We start from the raw sequence: 21,021 nt of genomic DNA on the forward strand, positions 1-21,021 counted from the left end.
TAAAAGAACTCTCTGTAAGACACTCTATTTTTCCGAAACCGTCTTCTCCATTTGACTAATCCACGTATGAATCAGGTCAACGGCTTCCTGGTGCACAATCCGATTGCCAATATTGGGCATCCGGGCTGCCAGGTCACTGGATTGTAAACGATGCATTAAAATCGATTTCTCTGGTTTGCCGGGAACAATATCATAACTTCGCCCTCCTGATCCCCTCCCCGCTGCAACAGGCGTTTTCCAGACGCCAAGTTTCACAGGATCCGTTTGTGATAAACGCAAATCTAATCCCGTTGTACGAGCATTCCCGCCGGGACTATGACAATGGGCGCAATTCACTGATAAATAAGCACGTACTCGCTGGTTCAGGTTCCCGGAATGCGGGTTGTCAAAATCAGCCAGCATTTCAATGACCGCCGGTTCGGGAGCACTTTCAATCAGATCCATTCGTTTCAGATAGGCTAGCTGGTTTTCTTCGCCATGTGCGTATTGGTATGTACGATTCATGTTGGCAGCGACCGGGCCAATGGGAATATATTTGTCATGCCGACTATGACAACTGATACATTGGTTTGCATTCGGCACCAGATGTTGTGTAGACCGCTGTTTTCCATCAGAATGAATCCAGGAAACATCGACCTCACCTCCCCCCAGACTTAATTCGGCATCCGTTTGCGACTCATTCCAGATGTAAGAATATCCATACCAGCCAGAGTCTTTGAGAAATTCGATTCTTGTTTCCAGCAAACGCTCACCCTGTGAAGGATCTCGCATGTCGTTTAAATACGAGAACGTTTTAATCAGCATCGTCCCCACCGGAAAATCAAGAACACCCGCTGATTTGAATTTGATTTTTTTCCCTGCTGGCAAACGAATGAAGCGATGCTTAGATGTGTAATCGGTAAATAAGGTCGTAATTAAATCATAGGGAATCACCCCTTCAGCGGGTTCCTGAGTCACGCCACTCCCTTTAAAGAGCCCCAGTTCTGACAGTTTCTGTGGTGCCGCGTAATACACAAGTAATGTTGTATTTTTGGCTGGCTGTGGTTTTCCATGTAGCTTCAGATGCACCGGCTTTAGCGATGTCAGAGTTCCTTTAAAAGGAGTCATATCCATACCGGGCTGATATTTCCCAGCGGCAATATTAGCAGGATTTAAATTACTGAAATCAATATTTAAAAATCGCGCCTTACCATTATTAGACAATCGCAAGGATTTCTCAGTCGGCAGTTTCCCATCGACCAGCTTTTTCTGATCAATCATTCCATCAAAGGTGATATCAGGTAGTGGAGTGCCCACAATTGACTTCAGAAGCAAACCCAACTCGCCATCGGGTACCGTACCCCCACCGCTAATCTGATTGTCATGTATGAAAATTCCTTCTGGATAGGGATCAAAGTTTTTATCTTTCGTTTTCTTCTGTTGAATCAGAAAACTGACTACCGACACACTGAAGGAGTTGTTGTCAGTAATGAAATTGTCAAAAACTTCCACATCATCCGTCGCCATGATTAACACTCCTGAGCCCGCGGGCACAGAAGCAACCATATTCCCTTTAGGAGCAAAATTCTTGGTATTATTCTTAATGATCTGATTTCGGAAGAGGCGAACATGACGTCCATTTTTCTGAGGCAACCCCGGCAAATCAAAGACCAAGAGCCCCCCCGTATTGTTTGTCACGATATTATCATAGACATCCGCATTAATGGTATTTTCAATCTCAATGCCCGCGACGTTCCATTCCGCACGACAGTTTCTCACAATCACGTCTGTAGTCTGTCCGACGTAAATCCCTGCATCGGCGGCTCCGATGGCAATACAGTTCTCAATTAACACGTTCTTACACTGAACCGGATAGAGACCATAGGCTCCGTTGGTCGACTTGGGACCTCCCGTCCATTCCGTACGAACCCCACGAAAGGTAACATTCTCTGCCCCTAATACTTTGATTGCATTATGGCTGGTGTCCTCAACAGCAAAATTCTCCAAGACCAGATTATCTCCACTCGCCAATAATCCATAACTTCCATCACGTTGATTTTTAAATGTGAGAATGGTTTTATCTTGTCCCCGCCCGCGGATGGTGACATTGTCGGTGACCAGATTCAAACCAGACTGTAATTCATACGTTCCTGCCTCTAACTGAAGAATGTCACCAGGAATCGCCTGAATCAATCGCGATTGGAAGCGAAACGGAAAATCAGGACCGGGTGAGAATGTATAAGTCGCTGAAACCAGCTTGGGAGCAGTCGATTCCTCGGCCCTCAACAGAGAATTCTCTGAAAATAGCACACCAGCCAGGATAAGACTCGCGAGACTGACAACCTGTGTTGAAATGAAAGAATTGATTTTGGACATGTCTGATGATCCTGCAATGACTCTGCTTGAAGTGAATGACGTTACTTGAATAGTACTGAAAGCCCGACTCTTGATAGATTCATTAACGAAGGTTGGGTGTACAACTTTAAGAGTTGCCAACCCACTGATTCCGGATTGGGATGTGAGGGGAACCAAACCGGTTTGGGAATTAAAGTCAGCGGTCCATATAAAACGGTTTTCTCAACGTCTCTGAGAAAATAGGTGTTGTGCACATTCCCCATGCCACTGGCGACATTTTTCAGATCGCCCCCTGGCGCACCTCCCCAGGGAGTCGACATGAATGCATAGTTCAACGCGGGCCAATGATTAATCCCGACAGCACCATAGTGCAAACGAGACACACAATGGTCCAGAAACTCCCGCTGCGACTTCTGAAATTGATTCGGAACCGTAATCGTAGCACAAAGGGTTCCCCAAACCTCTTGATTTACAAAGTTGACTGCCTGTTCCAGAAAATCAGTATCTGAATCCGCTTCCAAACCGGTCTCGGCACAAACGCAGACAAATGATTCTTCCCGAAATAACTGGGGAGACGTTTGAGGATCTGCATCTCGAATCAATTTCCAGGGAAGATACTCTTTATCATCGGGAACTTCACCAGCAAATCGTTCCCAGCGTTCTGCCGCACCTGGATAATAAGCATAGCGTCTCGGAATTTGATCTAACTGTTTTTGGATCATTGACAGAAATTGATCTCGCTGCTGCCAATGCGTGGCTATGACGATGACTTTCGTAGCGAGACAATTAAATGATGCATTATTGGCAATCGATGCCGCAATATTCTCGGCCTGAAAACGGAGTTGTTTTTCTGAGTATTCACCGGGAACTACAATCCACGGCGAAACATTTCCCAGTTCACTCGTAATGGGCACATTGATACGGGGCTGATTATTCTGTTTCCGGGTTTCCTGTTCCGTCGGATCGCTTCCCCAGACAATGGCGTCGTGAGTTTGTGTCGACCCTGTAATATGAATTCGATCAATCGAAGGATGTTCTACCAGATACGCTCCATCGCGTGCGTCGCCACAAACGATTCGTAAGAGCCCCTCATCCATTAATGGTTTGAATGCCTGTTCGAACACAGGTTTCAGGTAAGCATTCACCGGATTCATTTTGAGAAGAACGCGTTCGCCCTCCTGCAATATTTTCGTCAAGACGTCCGTCGCAGGAATCGCAGACACATTCCCTGCACCCAGTACTAATGTTAAAGGAAGCGGTTCAGAATTTGTTCGCTCCAATTGCTCGAGGTTAAACAGCGACGCAGATTCCTCATTCTGCTTTAGCCAGGCTTCCGCCTTTAATCCAGAGAACACAATCGCATCATAAAGTCCAATCGTCGGAAAGACGGGCACGCGCTGTTGTTTTTCCAGTGATTGGAAAACGGCCCCCGGTAAAAAAGGTTCGCCGGAACTCCGAACAGCCTTTAAATTAATCAACAAGATCTGAAGGAAACGGGCCACCGAAACGGGCCCTGCCAGTACCTCTTCAGCACGCACCCGACTGCCTTCTGGAATTTGCTTTGCCTGACAGGAAAGCGCGACCCATTCTGGAGCCGCTTCGGAAAGACTTTGCAAACATTGTTCCGTCAACTGGATACGCTGTTCGACTGAAAAGCCAACCGACATTCGGTTGGCTTCAGTCAGATCTTCTAATGCCCGATCAATGTCAGGCTGATTCGAATCGGAACGCTCTTGCTGATGCAAGGTTGTAGGCTCCATCATAAGAACAAACACCCAATTTCTGTGGAACGAATGTTATCAAGCCAGCATAGAAGACTACGGTGTCTCGACAACTTCTCCCCCTTGAATCGTTGAGAGTGCCTGATAAAGTCCAAGGTCCACATTCTCACTGATAAAGTGAACTGATCCATCTCCATAAAGAAAATGGGCTCCCCCCACATGCTGACTGCGGAAGTTGCTCGTGGCATCAGCACCGGCGCCAAATGAGCAATCAGAGTAGTTTGAGAGGTCAATCAGCGTTTCCGTAGTAAATTGTTTGTTCATGCGGTCTGCCGTGCTTCCGAAAACACTTGCTCTGGGACCCAAAGCAGGTTTAAAGTCTGAATTCGGTGGTTGTGCGACCACCCAGGCTTGATACGCTTCGACTGGTGTCGCCGACGCCGTATTACATCCTTGTCCATCACAGAGCATAAATTGAGGACCCGAAGCTGCTTCACCCATCGCAATCGTGTTACTGGATCCATCTATGATATCCCGCATTTTGGCTCCTCGATTGAGATCAAACATACCTCTGACGTTGCTGGCATGGTTACTCGAATTACACCAGGCCACGTTTGATCCCCGGCACATTGCATAGGTCGTAATCCCGAATGTATCTCCGACAGGAAGTCCCAAGGCCGAAAAAGCGGAGTCGGTCACAGGATTGGTTCCCACATTCGAAGGGCAGACAAATATGGGGATGACCGTTCTGGCCACAGCGGCTGACTGCTGTTCCCATGGCCTTGTGTGATCGTAAAGATTGGCCAAGTTCGCTTGATCAAAGTAAGGCAACATCATTACGAGCCCGCTCGTAATAAAGTTTCCACCGCCGGAAGAAGTCGCAAAATTCACACTGGTGCCCAAGGGAAACGTACTGTGCGCTTCGTGATAGTTGTGCATCGCCAAGCCAAACTGCTTGAGATTGTTTTTACATTGCGATCTGCGCGCCGCTTCACGGGCTTGCTGGACTGCGGGTAACAGTAAGGCAATCAAAATCGCAATAATTGCGATGACTACCAACAACTCGATGAGTGTGAATCCTCTCTTCAGAGGTTTACGATGTGCCATAGCGCTACTCCTCGCATTTCCAAAAGGGTTAGGAACTGTCTAATTATTCTGATCACTGTCATCAGTGAATCAGTTTGACGTCGGGAACTCTCACGCAATAAAAGTGATGTAATCTATATTTATTAAGAAACGTGAGTGGCCCCTTCTCGTTTCGTTAAAGTTGAAAAAATAGATCTCTACTTAAAAACAATCGTATTTTGTGCATCAAACACAAGTTCTGGTTATTTAGTACCTACACTACAACGAAAATTGATATCCATTTTTTAAAAATGATTATCAAAAAGTTGGTAAACCAACATGACTCAACCAGTAACTTCCTGCTCCTGAAAGAAATGACGTTGGAGAAAGACAATTAGTGGCACTCATTCGACATATTTGAAAAAAGATTGGACAAACGGTAACGTTACCGTTACTATATATTCGATGTTAGTCGCCCTCGTTCCGAATTTCAACAAAAATCGGGACAAAATTAAATTTTTTGAAAATGCTGATTTTGAATGTGCCTTCCTCTGGAATCTTCACAGCATGAAGTAATGCGGTTACACTCGGCTTTCTCATAATTAATGGAGCAATGATGACACCTACAGACGCAGAAACAGCACCGGTCAAAAAAGAAAGCTGTTCCCAAGCCGCCATTCTGAAAGCTGCCATCGATGAGTTTGCAGAAAGAGGGGTGGACGGAGCGCGGATTGAATCCGTCGCACGTCAAGCAAAATTTAATAAGTCACTGATTTATCGCTATTTTAATGATAAACGGGGGCTGTTTGAGGCGGCTCTGCAAAGCAAACTTGAAGAACGAAACGAGAGTGTCGAAAAAATTCCGGTCGACATTGTCGAAATTCTCCAGTTCTACTTCGAAGAAAACTTAAGAGACCAGAATTATGTTCGAGTGCTCTTAAATGAAGCCCAACAAAATAATGGTGAGCCGCTCATCGATGAGCCCTGGAGACGAGAATATTATCAAAAGCACATTGATCGCTTGAAAAATTCGCAGTCGGAAGGAGCGATTACAGAGGGACTTGACCCAACTTGTTTGATGACGATCTTAACGGCTCTGGTCTTCTTCCCTGCAACTCTGCCTCAATTAGCACAACTGATTTCCGGACATAAGGTTAACTCGAAAGAGTTCGAGGAACATTGGACTGAATGTTTATTAACCATGATCAAGCTCATTCAGCCAAGCTGATAGCATCAATCCACACAAAACAAGATGTAAACCTTTGTAATTAAAGGACATACCCACAATCAACCTTGATATCATTCTATAAAACTCAATCACAGAGATAACGTTAAACTTGACGTTTTACTCATATTTCAACTGTTTCTCAGCGAAATGCAGGCAATAATGACCAACAGAGACATCACAAATGACGTACTAATGAAGTACTAATTTTCACTGAAGACATGATTTCGTGGCAGTGGGTTTTGAGGCACTCTTAAAGGTAAATCAGCTTCTGATAAGCAGATGAGCGCTCAAAGAGCAAAAAATGTCATCTTGTCCTGTTTTCTCTGATCCTATAATATCGAGCTGCCTACATTAAGAGATACTCGGCTGAACGCTGGGTTCTCTCATTGTTTCTCAACGTCACCTAAAATCCAATAAACGGACGAAACTTATGAAGTTAAATCCTCCCTCTAAAGCAGCCTCTGCTCTTAGCCTTTGTATGGTTCTCCTGTTGGGAACCGCGATTTTTGCGCAGCAAGCTACCACTCCAGATTCATCCAATGATTCGGTCACAGCGAAGCGAGTGTGTGCGATGGTCAGTCGTTTTCACATTAGTGGTAAACCCATTAATGATGAAACCTCTGCTAAATTGATGAAGCGGTTCATCAAACAACTCGATCCACAAAAACTCTATTTCTACCAATCGGATATTGATCGTTTCAAAGCAGAGCAAAACCAATTAGATGAAAAGCTGACAGCCGGTGATGTCAGATTTGCTTACGACTGTTTTAACCTCTATCTGCAGAGACTGCAGGAACGCATGGACTATGCCCAGCAACTGGTTGACGTAGATCATGATTTCACGGTTGATGAATCTATCGTGGTTGACGCCAAAGATCTTGATTTTGTCAAAAATCAAACTGAGATGAATGAGCGTTGGAGAAAACGAGTGAAATACGATTTACTGGCTTTGATTTTGGACGATAAAAAGATTGGTGAAGCGCGTGAGCAATTGCATAAACGTTACCGCAATAACTTGAGAACAATGACCCAGACTGAAAATCCTGAAAAACTGGAAATGTATTTGAGCGCGTTGACTCACTGTTTTGATCCTCATTCCAGTTATATGTCGCCACAGACTCTGGAAGATTTTCGGATCAGCATGGAGCTCAGTTTGGATGGCATTGGTGCCGCACTTCGCTCGGAAGATGGTTACACGACGGTCGCTGAGATTGTTCCCGGTGGTGCTGCAGATGCAGATGGTCGTCTCAAAGCAGGTGATAAAATCATCGCTGTTGCCCAAGAAGATGGTGACTTCGTTGATGTTGTTGAAATGAAACTCAGCAAAGTTGTGCGATACATCCGTGGTAAACGGGGAACCATCGTGCAACTTAGAGTCAAGAAAGAAAAAGACAGTACTACCGATGTTTATAAATTAACTCGTAAGAAAATTGAACTCAGTACATCGGAAGTCAAAGGCAAGATCATTGAAAGCGGTGAGCGCATCCCGGGTCAAACAGGCCGGATTGGTGTCATCAGTATCCCTTCCTTCTATCGCGATTTCCGTGGTGCTCAACGAGGCGATGAGAACTTTAAGAGTACCGCTCGCGACGTTCGCAAGGTACTGAACGATTTTCGTGATCAGGGAGGCGTGGATGGCATCGTGATCGATCTACGCTTCAATGGTGGTGGAGCTCTCAGTGAAGCCATCGAAGTTTCAGGCTTATTTGTCGATGAAGGCCCGGTCGTTCAAGTCAAACAAATGGACGGTGAGCGCAAAATTCATAGTGATGTCGAACCGGGGGCTGTCTATACAGGACCACTCGTGGTTGTCTGTAATCGACTGTCAGCCTCCGCATCAGAAATTTTTGCTGGTGTGATCAAAGATTACAAACGAGGTATTATCATCGGTGACACCACGACACACGGCAAGGGAACCGTACAAAATGTCATGCCCGTCAGGAAGAATGCATTTAGTTTTCTCGGAGGTCAGCAGGATCTGGGAGCTTTAAAACTCACGATTCAGCAATTCTACCGAGTCAATGGCGATAGCACTCAAAATCGGGGTGTGCGTTCAGACGTGATTCTGCCTTCACTTATCGACAATATGGATTTAGGAGAATCGTTCCTAGATGATGCAATGGAGTTCGACAAAATTGATGTTGCTCAATTCGCTCCTGTTGGCATGGTGAACCAACAAATTTTGAATCCTCTACAGCAATCGAGTGCAAAACGAATCGTCGCAAATAAGGAATTCAAAGAAACTCAGAAAGAGATTGATAAATATCTCGAAAAGAAAAACCAGAAGACCATTTCACTTAACGAAGCCGCTCGTCGTAAAGAGTTGACGAAGGATAAAGAAGAAAAGAAAGAGGAAGAAAAGAAAGATACCAAAGCCGACAAAGATATTTTCAAGAAAGATCACTATAACGATGAAATTCTGAATATCACCGTCGACTATGTGAATCTTCTGAAAAGCATGAATACAGTTCAACGTTAAAATTATTAAACCGAATGCACTAGCCCCTGCTCCGAACCCATTGAAGGGTTCGGAGTTTTTTTATGCTCTCTGTTTGATTGCCATAGCATTTCCCATTGCGATTTCTAAGAACACACTCCAAAGCGCAATGCATCTTTTGAGTCACTTAAACCTGTGATCATTTATCTGAGACTGCTACAATTTTAACAGCCTCATTCAAGAACACACGGTTTCCTATTCTGGCTCTCCCATGCAAACTACAGAACCCTTGCCACGCTATGATCTACGGCAGACCTATCAATGGAACTATGACAATCCGCCCCAACCTGTCGAGCTGGAACAGCCGACTGTTCCGGGCCAATGGTCATTTTGTGGCCTGCCTGTTTCTTCTCCACTGGGAATGCCTGCAGGACCATTACTGAATGGGAAATGGGTTCTCTATTACGCCAGTCTTGGATTTGATGTTCTCACCTATAAAACGGTCAGATCCAGATCGCGAGAGTGTTATCCACTCCCTAACTTGCAACCAGTCGTTACGACTTCATTAGAAGGCGGAGAACAACAAGTTTCAATTTCAAATCAAATGCAGGGAAGTTGGGCCGTTTCTTTTGGCATGCCCTCAGCATCGCCAGACATATGGCGCAAGGATATCGAACAAACACGTAAGTTGCTTGCCGATGAGAAAATACTCTCTGTATCTGTCGTCGGCAGTTTGGAACCTGGCTGGTCGCTTGACGATCTGGCTGACGATTATGCAAAGTGTGCACGCTGGGCCATCGAAAGTGGCGCTGATTGCATTGAAACAAACTTTTCTTGTCCAAACGTCTGCACGCGAGACGGACAGCTTTATCAGGAACCAGAGGCAGCCGCCTTCGTCGCCAGTCGCGTCAAAGAAGTAAGCCGTTCTGTTCCGTACCTCGTCAAAATTGGACATGTGCCTGACCAAAAGCAGGCTCAAGAATTATTACAGGCAATCCAGCCCTTTGCTTCAGGGATCGCTATGACAAATAGCGTAGCGACCACTGTCATTGACAATCAAGGCAAACCACTCTTTGCTGGGGAACAACGGGGCATCTGTGGTATGGCAACCAAAGAGGCAGCTCTCAAGCAACTTAAAATGTTTGCTACATTACTCGCAAGCTCATCTGGAAAAGCCACTGATACTGCTTTGATTTGCTGTGGAGGCATCAGCTCTGCCAGTGATGTAAAAAGTTTTCTCGCCGCCGGTGCCAATGCGACTCATATAGCAACGGCAGCAATGTGCGATCCGCTTGTTGCTTATAAAATACGCAAAGCCTTGGCTGAGAAGTAAAAACCATTTCCCAATTACGGTCCAAAGCAGATTGATTCCGTTTTAAAAGTAAATATCCGCACTTTCGCATGTTATTTTCACGGAGGCCGGAAAGGAAATTGGGGCAATTACGTGCTTAAGCGAAAGCAAGCATTGATGGCGGTAGCTCAAAATGAAAATTTTCTGGTACAGCCCCATCACCGCGAGAAATTTAAATTCCATAATAGAAAAGTGATTGTTGATGGGATGTGATCGATCACTTAATTAGATTAGATAGCAAATAGAACGCAAAAATTTTTGCTATAGGATTTTGTTGACATATCAGATAAAACACCAGAATCATTTTAAAAATGACCAGGGTAAGATCGAGACCATTGGCACTTTTATAGAACGAAATTCCTGGTCAATAGAGAGCAATCGATCAAATCGTAATACATAGCCAAACGACTCAAGGATGAAAAGATGGCCCTTAAAACACTCACAGCCAGTACTGAAATCACTCAATATGTCTTAACACACATGATGAAGCGGTTGAATGAAACCGAACCGTACGAAGAGCCTTTTCCCTATATCGCTGTGACAAATATCTTCCCAAATGATATCTATGCCGAGCTCATTGAAAATCTCCCAGAGCAATCAAATTATACAACGATGGGGGAACGGCATATTATGGAGAATGGTGAATCAAACCGCTTTGAATTTGAACTTGCGTCGGAAAGAATCAACCAGGGTTTCAATGAGCAACAGCAGCAACTTTGGTTGGGAATTCGAAATGCTCTAGCGTCCTCCGAACTGAAACAGGCGGTCTTCAATTGTTTAAGTTCCGGCATCGCTTATCGATTTGGTATTGATCGTTCAGAAGTCAACCAAATCGAAGCGTTTCCTCGATTAAGCCTGATGCGTGAAAAACCAGGTTACTTCATTACCCCACACCCTGATACACGCAAAAAAATTGTGACATTCCAGATTGCTCTGCCCCGGGATCGATCTCAACTCGAACTGGGAACTGCCCTTTACAGACGTAATCTTGTCCCACAACATGTGCTTGGTAAACCAAAAGGATTCAGAGGATTTGAAAAAGTCAAACAGAATCCATTTGAACCGAACAGTGCATTCGCGTTTTCAGTGATTAACACTCTGAGAAAAAAGAGCTGGCATGGCAGAGAACAGTTAGAAGGCGACTCCGGCATCCGAAATTCACTATTGAACATCTACTACGCCAAACAGGAACATGTTATTCCGAAGCAAACCATTCCCAAGTGCGACCCGGAAATCGCGAGTCAGATCCGTAACGCTCTGGCTGAAGCCGAAAAACAACAGTAGTCAGACAAGACGGTTAACATCTGGTACTGGTAGGGCACCTGTTTTTTGCGATTCTCATACTTTGTCGCTCGACCCGAAACGGCGGGTACCGTAAGATGGCACCATGAACGCCATCGTCGTAAAAAATCTCGAAAAAACCTACAAAGTATACCAAAAAAATGAAGGAGTCTTCGCTTCTATCAAGGGGTTATGGCATCGCGATCATAAAACCGTACACGCTGTTTCTGATGTCAGTTTCACGATCGAACAGGGCGAAATGGTGGCATTCCTCGGACCGAATGGTGCCGGCAAAACAACAACGCTCAAACTTCTGTCTGGACTCATTTTCCCCTCAGCCGGTACCGCAACCGTTTTAGGTCACATTCCCTGGAAACGCGAAAATGAATACCGTCGTCGATTTTCGCTGGTCATGGGGCAAAAAAATCAACTCTGGTGGGATCTGCCTGCCCAGGAATCATTTCGTCTCCATAAAGAAATCTACCGAATTGATCCACAAGAATACACGCGACGCATTGATGAATTAACCAGTCTGCTCGAAGTACGACACCTGATTGGTCAACCTGTTCGCGAGCTCTCACTGGGAGAACGCATGCGGATGGAACTCATCGCGGCATTACTCCACAGACCTGATGTTTTACTTCTGGATGAACCTACAATCGGCCTGGACGTTGTTTCTCAGCGGCGCGTACAGGAATTTCTAAAGTACTATCAGATTGAGCAAAAAACGACCGTTGTGTTAACCAGTCATTATATGAAAGATGTGGAAGCACTCTGCAAACGCGCTGTCATCATTAACCAGGGATCGATCAAACATGATGGCCCATTGAGCGACATTCTGGATCGGTTCAGCAACCATAAAATTATGGATGTCCAGTTCGACGGCGATGACATGCCCAGAGACTTTTCACAGTGGGGAGAAGTCATTGAAAATGAAGCACCTCGTGTCAAACTAAAAGTCCCTCGAAATAAAATTCCGGAAATTCTGTCAAGCCTGCTTTCCAAGTACCGTATTCTGGATGTGGGTGTGCAAGAAAGACCACTGGAAGAAGTGATTGCAGAAGTCTTCACTGAGCATAAAGAGGATTCAGACCATTCACAAAACGCAAAGAGTGAGCTGCAATCAACGACGGACTAACTGATGCATTGGAAACAAAACAAATCGTCCCGTAAGATTCACCAACGGTTTTAAATCCGACTTTTCGATATCAAGAATATGATCGCCAACCTGCGAACCAATTGGATTATTTTAAAGACTTCTGTAGAAGAACGTCTTGTTTACCGGGGAGATTTTATCTTTGCCACGTTGGTTCGGTTCCTTCCCATTGTGACGCAAATCTTTCTGTGGGGCGCGATCTACGGAATTTATACCACTTCTCCCATTGGTTCCATTAAAGGGTATAACTATCAGGAAATGGTCGCCTATTATCTGCTTGTCATGGTAGGGCGGGCATTTTCCAGTATGCCGGGGTTATCCAACGGCATTGCCAACGACGTACGCGATGGAACCATCAAAAAATATTTAGTTCAACCGATTGATATGCTGGGATATCTGTTTTGGGCTCGTGTGGCCCACAAACTAGTATATTACCTGGTCGCCATTGGACCATTTGTTCTTGTCTTTTATCTTTGCCGTGAGTATTTCAGTGGTGTACCCGATGCATTTACGATCACTGCCTGGATTCTGTCTCTATTAATGGCGTTTCTGGTGGGATTCCTGATCGAATCATTGATCGGGTTGATCGCCTTCTGGTTTTTGGAAGTCAGTTCACTGATCTTCATTTATATGATGTTGAATTACTTTCTTTCCGGGCACATGATCCCACTCGACCTCTTTCCAGAACCGCTAAGTCACTGGATGCAGCTATTGCCTTTTAAATATCTGGCATATTTCCCTGGTGCCGTGTTCCTCGGAAAATATACAAACGAAGAGCTCATTTTCGAATTGTCTATTGAAGTGGTCTGGATTGTTGTCCTCTTTGTAATGAATCGAGTCGCCTTCCACTTCGGGACGAAACGCTATAGTGCCTTTGGCGGTTAAATGGTGAAATACAAGGATCTTAACTACATCAAACTTCAATTTTGATCCCGAATACAAAATTGAAAATCCAGAGATCAGATCCTCTTTCCACAAAGATTCATTATTCTCCGTTAGACGAATGGCTGCCACTTTGCTAAAATTATTAGTGAAAGGTTCAGGATACTTTCGTAAGATGTGGCGTTTTGCCCAAAATGAGTCTCTCCTCGCCTCATAATTACGAACTTAGGCGCATGTTTGGTGTCTAAAGGGTGTGGTTCGTGACAACTACATTTCACGAATGAAACTCGTGAAACCTTCTCTCCTCTGTCCGTGATTTCTCATCAACGGATTTACGTTTGGAATGTAAACAGAAAACAGTGCAGATTCCATAAACAAGTTCATTCTTGGATACGGCAATCTGCCCAACCTTAATTTAAAAAACAAATGTCAATTACCCCTATTGTTCCCACTAATCAAGAGGAACCGATCTACAACCGACTTTTCTGGCTTTGTTACCTGGCAAATGTGATTCTGGTCACTGCAAACGCCCTTACCTTTCGTTTTGCTGATTTGATTACCTATCTTGGCGGAACTGAAGAACTCGTTGGAGACATCGTTAGTTGTGGTGTATTTGTGGCATTGATTGCACGGTTCTTTATGGGCCAGGGAATTGACCGCTATGGAGTCAGACGATTGTGGGCCATCTCCGCAGTCGTCTTTGTCATTGGTGCAGGCGGAACGGCATTATGTAGATCATTGGATTGGGAAATATTCGCCTTAAGGACATTTTTTGCAACTGGAATTGCAGGCATGTTTACCTGCTCAGTCGTCCATATTCAACAAAAAGTTCCTCACCATCGCAGAACCGAAGTCATAGGCAGCTTAGGTAGCAGTGGCTTCGTCGGAATCATTCTCGGTACCCAGATCAGTGACTGGATGATGCGTTGGTTCGCTCCCGGAAATGCTCAATTTTATGCTGTGTTCGGCACCCCTGCCGTTCTGGGACTATTATACTTTATCATTGTGCTTACCATTACCCGTAATGATATTCACCGCAGACCTAGATTCACACCCGCGGCTCATCAGTTGCTGTTCCGCTATTGGCCCGGTCAGGTCGTTGTGATTGCCATCATGATGGGGCTTAGCTTCACGGTGGTAAGTGTCTTTTTAACCCGGTTCGTCACGCAACGCGGATTAGGGGGAATTGGAACCTTCTTTGCCGGTTATGCGATCTCTGCCTTTGTCATTCGTATTTTGACCAGACGCTGGGGAGAGACTGTCGGACGAAATAAAATGATCATTATGGGGCTGATGGGACATGCGATCGGTCACATCATTCTTCCATCAATCACACGGGAATGGCAATTAATTGGCCCCTCCATTTTGTGCGGTTTTGGGCATGCTCTCCTGTTCCCCGCCGTCGTTTCACTGGGTACAGAATCGTTCCCCAAACACTATCGTGGAACGGGAACTACCATTGTGCTCGGTTTCTTCGATATCGGTGCGATTGTGTTTGCACCCATTCTGGGGAGTATTATCGACAATTGGGGCATCGTTCCGATGTTCTATACGTCGGCATCTATCATGACCCTCACGGCGACCGTGTACTCAGTCACAGCCAATCACAGTGTCAGCAAAGATGCAGCAGTCCCACAGGAACTTTGTGCCACTCTGGAAGAGGCGCTCGATTAAGTGAATGTTACTGTCGAGCTACCACCGATGACATTTCACTCTCAAAACGGCATTAACGGATGGATCCCGATTCAAGGTCTTTGACAAGTTCTGCCAAAACCGCGGGGTCTTCCGACGTAAGAATATGATCAATCCGCGAGGCAGGAATTTCCAAACGTTCCATGATGTCACGAGCTTTGTCCCAAAGCTTTGCTTTTTTCTTGCCCTCTGCCAAATAGAGATTTGTGCACAATTCGGCTAATTTTTGCTGGTCGATCGAATCGCGGTTATCATAGTAGCGTTTGATCACATCTTTTTGATAATTTGAATATTCTGCCATCTGAGAGGATTCACTCCTTAGCTTGTTTTACGAATTTATAAGGGAATATTGTAGTATCTCCCTGCCAAATATGGATAATGAAGATTTTTATCGGTTTGAAAGACCACTTTGCTGACTAAAATCTATGCTAAGTCTGAACTATTTAATAACTACGGATCTGGTCGAAATAGCAATATTTTTAAAGAAATGAATACTAAATCTTGCAATAATTTAACAACTCGAAACCCTTGCAATCAACTTAAAATTCCTATTGTATATATTAACTCCAAATCATCCGACTTAAAAAAATAATGCTACTAACGATCTGAGGCTGCAAGACTTAGTACAGCAATGAGTCAAAAAGGCCGAAAAATCAGATAAGTTGACTCTCAAAAATAGTCGGAGTACATTTTATCTGAGATAAGATAGAGTAATAATATCAACTATGAGTTGCCTCTATCAGGTAAAACACAAAATAAAATACTAGAAAAAGTGCTAGCAGTTTAAAAAGACCGGAGCTACAACGTGTCCGTCACACAATTCACTGAGCAGGAATTAAAAGATCTTGAAGAAAAATCCACAATCCCACGATTTTTATTCTTACCGTTGGGAGCTGTTGGACTTTGGTGCATAGCAACTTACTGGCCTAATAACGCGATCGGCTGGCAAGTGTTCTGGACACTCTTTACTTCTTATTGTCTCTTCTGCTGGACCAGTTGCTTTCATGAATGCTCGCACCACACACTTTCCGGATCTAAAAATGCCAGTATCTGGTTAGGTCGTTTTCTGGGAACAGCGATGTTTGTTCCTTACTCGATCTACAGAGAAAGTCATATTCGCCATCACGCCTACTTAAATAAACCGAGTGACTGGGAGCTATGGCCTTACTCAGACCCCAATACGTCACTCCGCTTTCGAAGAATCTTTATCTGGTTTGATCTCTTCCTTGGCCTTTTCATGGCGCCTTACATATATGGACGCATTTTCTGGCATAAAGATTCACCGATCAAAGATCCCAAGTTACGCAGAACCATTCGTTATGAATTTTCTGCAATTGTCCTGTTCTGGGGGTCGATTATAGGAGCCTGTGCCTACTATGGGACACTTTGGGACTTAGCACGCGTCTGGTTCCTGCCCCACTATCTGGCGGGAATTTATCAAAATACGCGGAAGTTTACCGAACACTTGGGAATGAGCAGCTACGACCCCATGTTGGGTACACGAACTGTCGTTGGCTCGAATATCATTACCAAGTTATGTACGTATTTTAATTTTGACATTTTTGTACATGGTCCCCACCACCGCCATCCCAGAATTGCTCACAACTTACTTCTGCAAAAAATGGATGACTATCAGGAACAAAACCCGGATGTCAAATATCCCGTCTTCAGGACCTACTGGGGCGCGATTCTTGACATGGCTCCCTCGTTTATTTCCAACCCGGGAGTTGGTATGAATGCAGGTGCCCCGCCACCAGCCAAAGAGAAAAAACAGATCGACAACTTCGTGCAGGACGTAGCACAGGAAGTCCTGGCGGATGCTGACCACGTCACCAATAAATGATTTTTCCTAAGTGTCGCGTTGATAGAATGGTAACGCAACTACTTTTACAGGATATCGTTTCCCACGAATATCAGCTTCCAGCGTCTGACCCGCTTCTGCAAATGACGGCTTAACATAAGCCATTCCAATGGGGGCTTCGAGCGTGGGAGAAAAAGACCCCGATGTGACTGTTCCTACTTGTTGATCCCCCTGAAACAGGGGAGAGCCTTCCCGGGCAGCACGTTTTCCGTCCAATATAATACCCACACGGATTTCTTTGTCGTCTCGTGCTTTTGCTGCAATTAAAGCTTCTTTGCCAATGAAATCAGCGCCCTTCAACTTCACAGCAAAGTTCAGACCAGCGGTAAACGGATCAATCTGCTCGTTCAACTCATGACCATATAAAGGCATTGCCGCTTCCAACCGCAGTGTGTCCCGGCACCCTAATCCCGTGGGAACCAAACCAACCGCCTGCCCATCAGCAATCAACCGCTCCCAGAGTGTAACTGCATGCGTTTGATCAAGCACCACTTCGAAACCATCTTCGCCCGTGTAACCGGTTCGGCTCACCAGGGCATCCACACCCAAAACTTTGGTTTCGACTCCAAAATAATATTTGATCTCGCTTAGATTCGCGTCTGTGATTGGATAAAGCACATTCAGTGATTCCGGCCCCTGTAAGGCCAGCATAAACTTTTCAGTGGTTTGGTCTTCAACATGAACATCAAACCCCAAGCGTTGTTGCTCAATCCAATCCACAATCTTCAATCGATTCGAAGCATTGACCACCAGCATATAAAAATTGGAAAACCGGTAAACGAGCACATCATCCAGAATTCCCCCTGACTCGTTTGTCACCAGTGAATAGCGAATCTGCCCCAGCTTTAGAGATTCCACATTGTTCGTCAGCAATGTATCCAGAAAACGACAGGCATCCGGGCCTGTAAAAAAAAGCCGTCCCATATGGGCAATATCAAAGAGACCTGCTGTTTTTCGTACGGCATGATGTTCTTCGGTAATGTTGGAATACAATAAAGGCATGTCCCAACCTGCAAAATCAACCATGCGGCCACCATGCGCAACGTGCCATGCATGACAGGCAGTAAATAACAATGAATCAGACAAGGGACTTCTCTCTTTTCTCTCGGTTGAAAACAGATTTTTTGATCAAAATAGATTCAATTTTTTTGAAACGAGGCTGGTCTATTTTGAAAGCTTATGTTCCAACACGCAATCATCAGACAGCGGGAATCCCAAAATTTCAGAACTCTTCGCGCAGTAAAAAAGCGAGGTCACAAACAGGGATCCTCGCTTTCATGAATTGAGATTGAACTGGAACCGTTATTCTTTGGAGCAAAGCTGAGCCCGCAGATACTCTCGGTTGAGCCGGGCAATATTCGAAACAGAAATCTCAGCAGGACAAGCGGCTTGACATTCTTCTGTATTCGTGCAGTTTCCAAAGCCCTCCAAGTCCATCTGCGCCACCATATTCTCTACCCGAGAAGCACGCTCCGGTTTCCCCTGAGGCAGTGTTGACAAATGTGATACCTTCGCAGAAACAAACAACATCGCCGAGGCATTTTTACAGGCCGCGACACAAGCGCCACAGCCAATACACGCGGCCGCATCCATGGCGGTTTCCTGAATTGGCGCAGGCACCAGGACTGCGTTCGCATCGGGCGCATTACCTGTATTTGCTGAGATGAATCCCCCTTTTTCAATCACGCGATCAAAGGCACTGCGATCCACAACCAGATCACGCACGACTGGAAATGCCTTCGCACGCCATGGTTCAACCACAATCGTATCTCCATTTTTGAAGCGACGCATATGCAATTGACAGGTTGTGGTGCCAGAATCTGGCCCATGTGCCTGACCGTTGATCATCAGGCTGCACATACCACAGATGCCTTCACGGCAATCGTGATCAAAGGCAATCATTTCTTCGCCTTTTTCATTCAACTGCTCATTCAGGACATCCAGCATTTCCAGAAAAGACATGTGTGTGGAAATCTCTTTCAATTGGTATTCCACATAGCGTCCCGGTGCATTCGCTCCCGCCTGCCGCCATACTTTGAGCGTTAGATCCAGTGTCTCGCTCATTATTTATAACTCCTCGTAGCCAGAGGTACTTCAACAAATTCCAAATGCTCGCGATGTTCGACCGGGTCGTTTCCAACTCCGGTGAACTCCCAGGCTGACACATGACAAAAATTATCGTCATCCCGTAATGCTTCGTTTTCTTTGGTCTGATGTTCCTCACGGAAATGCCCGCCACACGACTCTTCTCGAACGAGTGCATCACGCACCATCAGCTCGCCAAATTCCAGAAAGTCAGCCAGACGGCCTGCGTGTTCCAGGTTCTGGTTAAGCTGCTCGCCCTGCCCCAGCACTTTGATACTGGACCAGAACTCATCTCTCAGATCACGAATTTTACCCATGGCAGATTCCAGTCCCTGTTTCTCACGCGACATGCCACAATAGTCCCAGAGAATGTGCCCCAATTCCCGGTGGATACTGTCTGAGGAACGCGTTCCCTGCACACCCAGAATTTTGGCATTACGATCCTGGGCATTCGCCATCGCTTCCGAGAATGCTTCGTCTTCAGTGGAAACATCAGGCAAACTCTGAGAGCCAAGAAAGTGACCAGTGGTATAAGGGGCGACAAAATATCCATCCGCCAAACCTTGCATCAGAGCTGATGCGCCTAAGCGGTTCGCGCCGTGGTCCGAGAAATTGGCTTCTCCCAGCACGAACAACCCAGGAATGGTACTTTGCAGGTGATAATCAACCCATAAGCCTCCCATCGTATAATGGACGGCAGGATAAATTCTCATTGGCACCTGATAAGGATTTTCACCGGTAATCTTTTCATACATGTGAAACAGGTTGCCATATTTTGCTTCGATTACATGTTTCCCGTCGCGGGCAATTGCATCACGGAAATCAAGATAGACGGCCTGTCCCGTTGTTCCGACTCCGTAACCAGAATCACAACGCTCCTTGGATGCCCGAGACGCAACATCGCGTGGCACTAAGTTTCCAAAGGCGGGATAACGACGCTCTAGATAGTAGTCGCGCTCATTTTCGGGAATTTCAATTCCACGACGCTTATCATCCTGTGCCTGAGGAACCCAGACACGGCCATCATTTCGCAAGCTTTCACTCATCAATGTCAGTTTGGACTGATAATCACCACTGACGGGAATACAAGTCGGATGGATCTGCGTGTAACAGGGGTTGGCAAAATAAGCGCCTCGTTTATGACAACGCCAGGCTGCCGTCACATTGGAACCTTTGGCATTCGTGGAAAGATAGAAGGCATTTCCATACCCCCCCGTACAAAGTAAAACACAATCAGCAGAATATTTCTCGAATTCGCCAGTGATCAGATTCCGAACGATAATCCCGCGTGCGACACCATCTATAACAACCAGATCCAGCATTTCCCGTCGCGGAAACAATTTGACACGTCCTGTCCCCACTTGTCGCATTAATGCACTATAGGCTCCCAATAACAATTGCTGCCCGGTCTGACCACGGGCATAAAAAGTACGTGAAACCTGAGCCCCACCGAATGAACGGTTCGTCAGCAATCCACCGTAATCACGTGCAAAAGGAACTCCCTGAGCGGTACATTGATCGATAATGTTATTGCTCACCTGAGCCAGACGATGCACATTCGCCTCACGGCTGCGGAAGTCTCCTCCCTTGACGGTGTCGTAAAACAATCGCCAGACGCTGTCGCCATCATTCGGGTAGTTTTTGGCGGCGTTGATTCCCCCCTGGGCGGCAATACTATGCGCACGCCGCGGAGAATCCTGGAAACAGAAAGACTGAACCTGATATCCCAGTTCAGCCAGGGAAGCAGCGGCCGAAGCCCCTGCCAAACCGGTTCCCACAACGATAATTTTGTGCTTCCGTTTATTGGCCGGATTCACCAGCTTCATTTCCTGTTTACAACGGTCCCATTTCTCAGCCATAGGCCCTTCAGGAACACGAGAATTCAGAACCGTAGTAGCCGCCTCGGCCATGATGTTAACCTTCAAAAC

General features: G+C 45.6%; 15 protein-coding genes. 8 read left to right on the forward strand and 7 right to left on the reverse strand.

All coding sequences use genetic code 11. The annotated features are described in order from the left end of the window. Positions 1-24 precede the first annotated feature (24 nt). The 3 genes from V202x_RS24195 to V202x_RS24205 are packed head-to-tail and all read right to left on the reverse strand — an operon-like array spanning position 25 to position 5,162. On the reverse strand, positions 25-2,355 hold the full coding sequence (locus V202x_RS24195) for a parallel beta-helix domain-containing protein (RefSeq protein ID WP_145179375.1): 2,331 nt from the start codon (positions 2,353-2,355) through the stop codon (positions 25-27). Positions 2,356-2,396: 41 nt separating this feature from the next. After that, a complete protein-coding gene (locus V202x_RS24200; RefSeq protein ID WP_145179376.1) occupies positions 2,397-4,097 on the reverse strand; it encodes an aldehyde dehydrogenase family protein in 1,701 nt (566 codons plus the stop codon). Positions 4,098-4,151: 54 nt separating this feature from the next. Further along, positions 4,152-5,162 carry a DUF1559 domain-containing protein gene (locus V202x_RS24205; protein WP_145179377.1) on the reverse strand — a complete coding sequence of 337 codons (1,011 nt, stop codon included), beginning with the start codon at positions 5,160-5,162 and terminating at the stop codon, positions 4,152-4,154. A 571-nt stretch (positions 5,163-5,733) separates the two neighbouring features. On the opposite strand from V202x_RS24205, the gene V202x_RS24210 reads away from it, so the two are divergent. The 7 genes from V202x_RS24210 to V202x_RS24240 all read left to right on the forward strand — a co-directional run bounded on the left by V202x_RS24210 (position 5,734) and on the right by V202x_RS24240 (position 15,129). Next, on the forward strand, positions 5,734-6,348 hold the full coding sequence (locus tag V202x_RS24210) for a TetR/AcrR family transcriptional regulator (protein ID WP_145179378.1): 615 nt from the start codon (positions 5,734-5,736) through the stop codon (positions 6,346-6,348). 430 nt (positions 6,349-6,778) lie between these two features. Next, on the forward strand, positions 6,779-8,827 hold the full coding sequence (locus V202x_RS24215) for a carboxy terminal-processing peptidase (RefSeq protein ID WP_232098678.1): 2,049 nt from the start codon (positions 6,779-6,781) through the stop codon (positions 8,825-8,827). Between the two features lie 229 nt (positions 8,828-9,056). After that, complete coding sequence (locus V202x_RS24220; RefSeq protein ID WP_145179379.1) at positions 9,057-10,118, forward strand: hypothetical protein; 1,062 nt, start codon at positions 9,057-9,059, stop codon at positions 10,116-10,118. A gap of 441 nt (positions 10,119-10,559) precedes the next feature. Next, positions 10,560-11,420 carry a hypothetical protein gene (locus V202x_RS24225; RefSeq protein ID WP_145179380.1) on the forward strand — a complete coding sequence of 287 codons (861 nt, stop codon included), beginning with the start codon at positions 10,560-10,562 and terminating at the stop codon, positions 11,418-11,420. Positions 11,421-11,523: 103 nt separating this feature from the next. Beyond that, entirely contained in the window at positions 11,524-12,555 is a 1,032-nt protein-coding gene (locus V202x_RS24230) for an ATP-binding cassette domain-containing protein (protein ID WP_145179381.1), read from the forward strand. Positions 12,556-12,633: 78 nt separating this feature from the next. Beyond that, on the forward strand, positions 12,634-13,458 hold the full coding sequence (locus tag V202x_RS24235; protein WP_145179382.1) for an ABC transporter permease: 825 nt from the start codon (positions 12,634-12,636) through the stop codon (positions 13,456-13,458). 423 nt (positions 13,459-13,881) lie between these two features. Then, on the forward strand, positions 13,882-15,129 hold the full coding sequence (locus tag V202x_RS24240) for an MFS transporter (protein WP_144988071.1): 1,248 nt from the start codon (positions 13,882-13,884) through the stop codon (positions 15,127-15,129). 52 nt (positions 15,130-15,181) lie between these two features. Here V202x_RS24240 and V202x_RS24245 read toward each other — a convergent pair whose 3' ends face one another. After that, a complete protein-coding gene (locus V202x_RS24245) occupies positions 15,182-15,448 on the reverse strand; it encodes a hypothetical protein (RefSeq protein ID WP_145179383.1) in 267 nt (88 codons plus the stop codon). Positions 15,449-15,952: 504 nt separating this feature from the next. On the opposite strand from V202x_RS24245, the gene V202x_RS24250 reads away from it, so the two are divergent. Next, entirely contained in the window at positions 15,953-16,990 is a 1,038-nt protein-coding gene (locus V202x_RS24250; RefSeq protein ID WP_145179384.1) for a fatty acid desaturase family protein, read from the forward strand. A 6-nt stretch (positions 16,991-16,996) separates the two neighbouring features. On the opposite strand, the gene gcvT is transcribed toward V202x_RS24250, so the two are convergent. The 3 genes from gcvT to V202x_RS24265 form a co-directional block, all read right to left on the reverse strand. Then, positions 16,997-18,094: a glycine cleavage system aminomethyltransferase GcvT gene (gcvT, locus tag V202x_RS24255; protein ID WP_145179385.1), complete on the reverse strand. Its 1,098-nt coding sequence runs from the start codon at positions 18,092-18,094 to the stop codon at positions 16,997-16,999. A gap of 216 nt (positions 18,095-18,310) precedes the next feature. Further along, positions 18,311-19,072 carry a succinate dehydrogenase/fumarate reductase iron-sulfur subunit gene (locus tag V202x_RS24260; RefSeq protein ID WP_197993076.1) on the reverse strand — a complete coding sequence of 254 codons (762 nt, stop codon included), beginning with the start codon at positions 19,070-19,072 and terminating at the stop codon, positions 18,311-18,313. After that, on the reverse strand, positions 19,072-21,003 hold the full coding sequence (locus V202x_RS24265; RefSeq protein WP_145179386.1) for a fumarate reductase/succinate dehydrogenase flavoprotein subunit: 1,932 nt from the start codon (positions 21,001-21,003) through the stop codon (positions 19,072-19,074). Before V202x_RS24265 ends, V202x_RS24260 begins: the two co-directional genes overlap by 1 nt. Between the last annotated feature and the right edge of the window lie 18 nt (positions 21,004-21,021).

Source organism: Gimesia aquarii (genome assembly GCF_007748175.1).
Classification (GTDB): Bacteria; Planctomycetota; Planctomycetia; order Planctomycetales; family Planctomycetaceae; genus Gimesia; species Gimesia aquarii_A.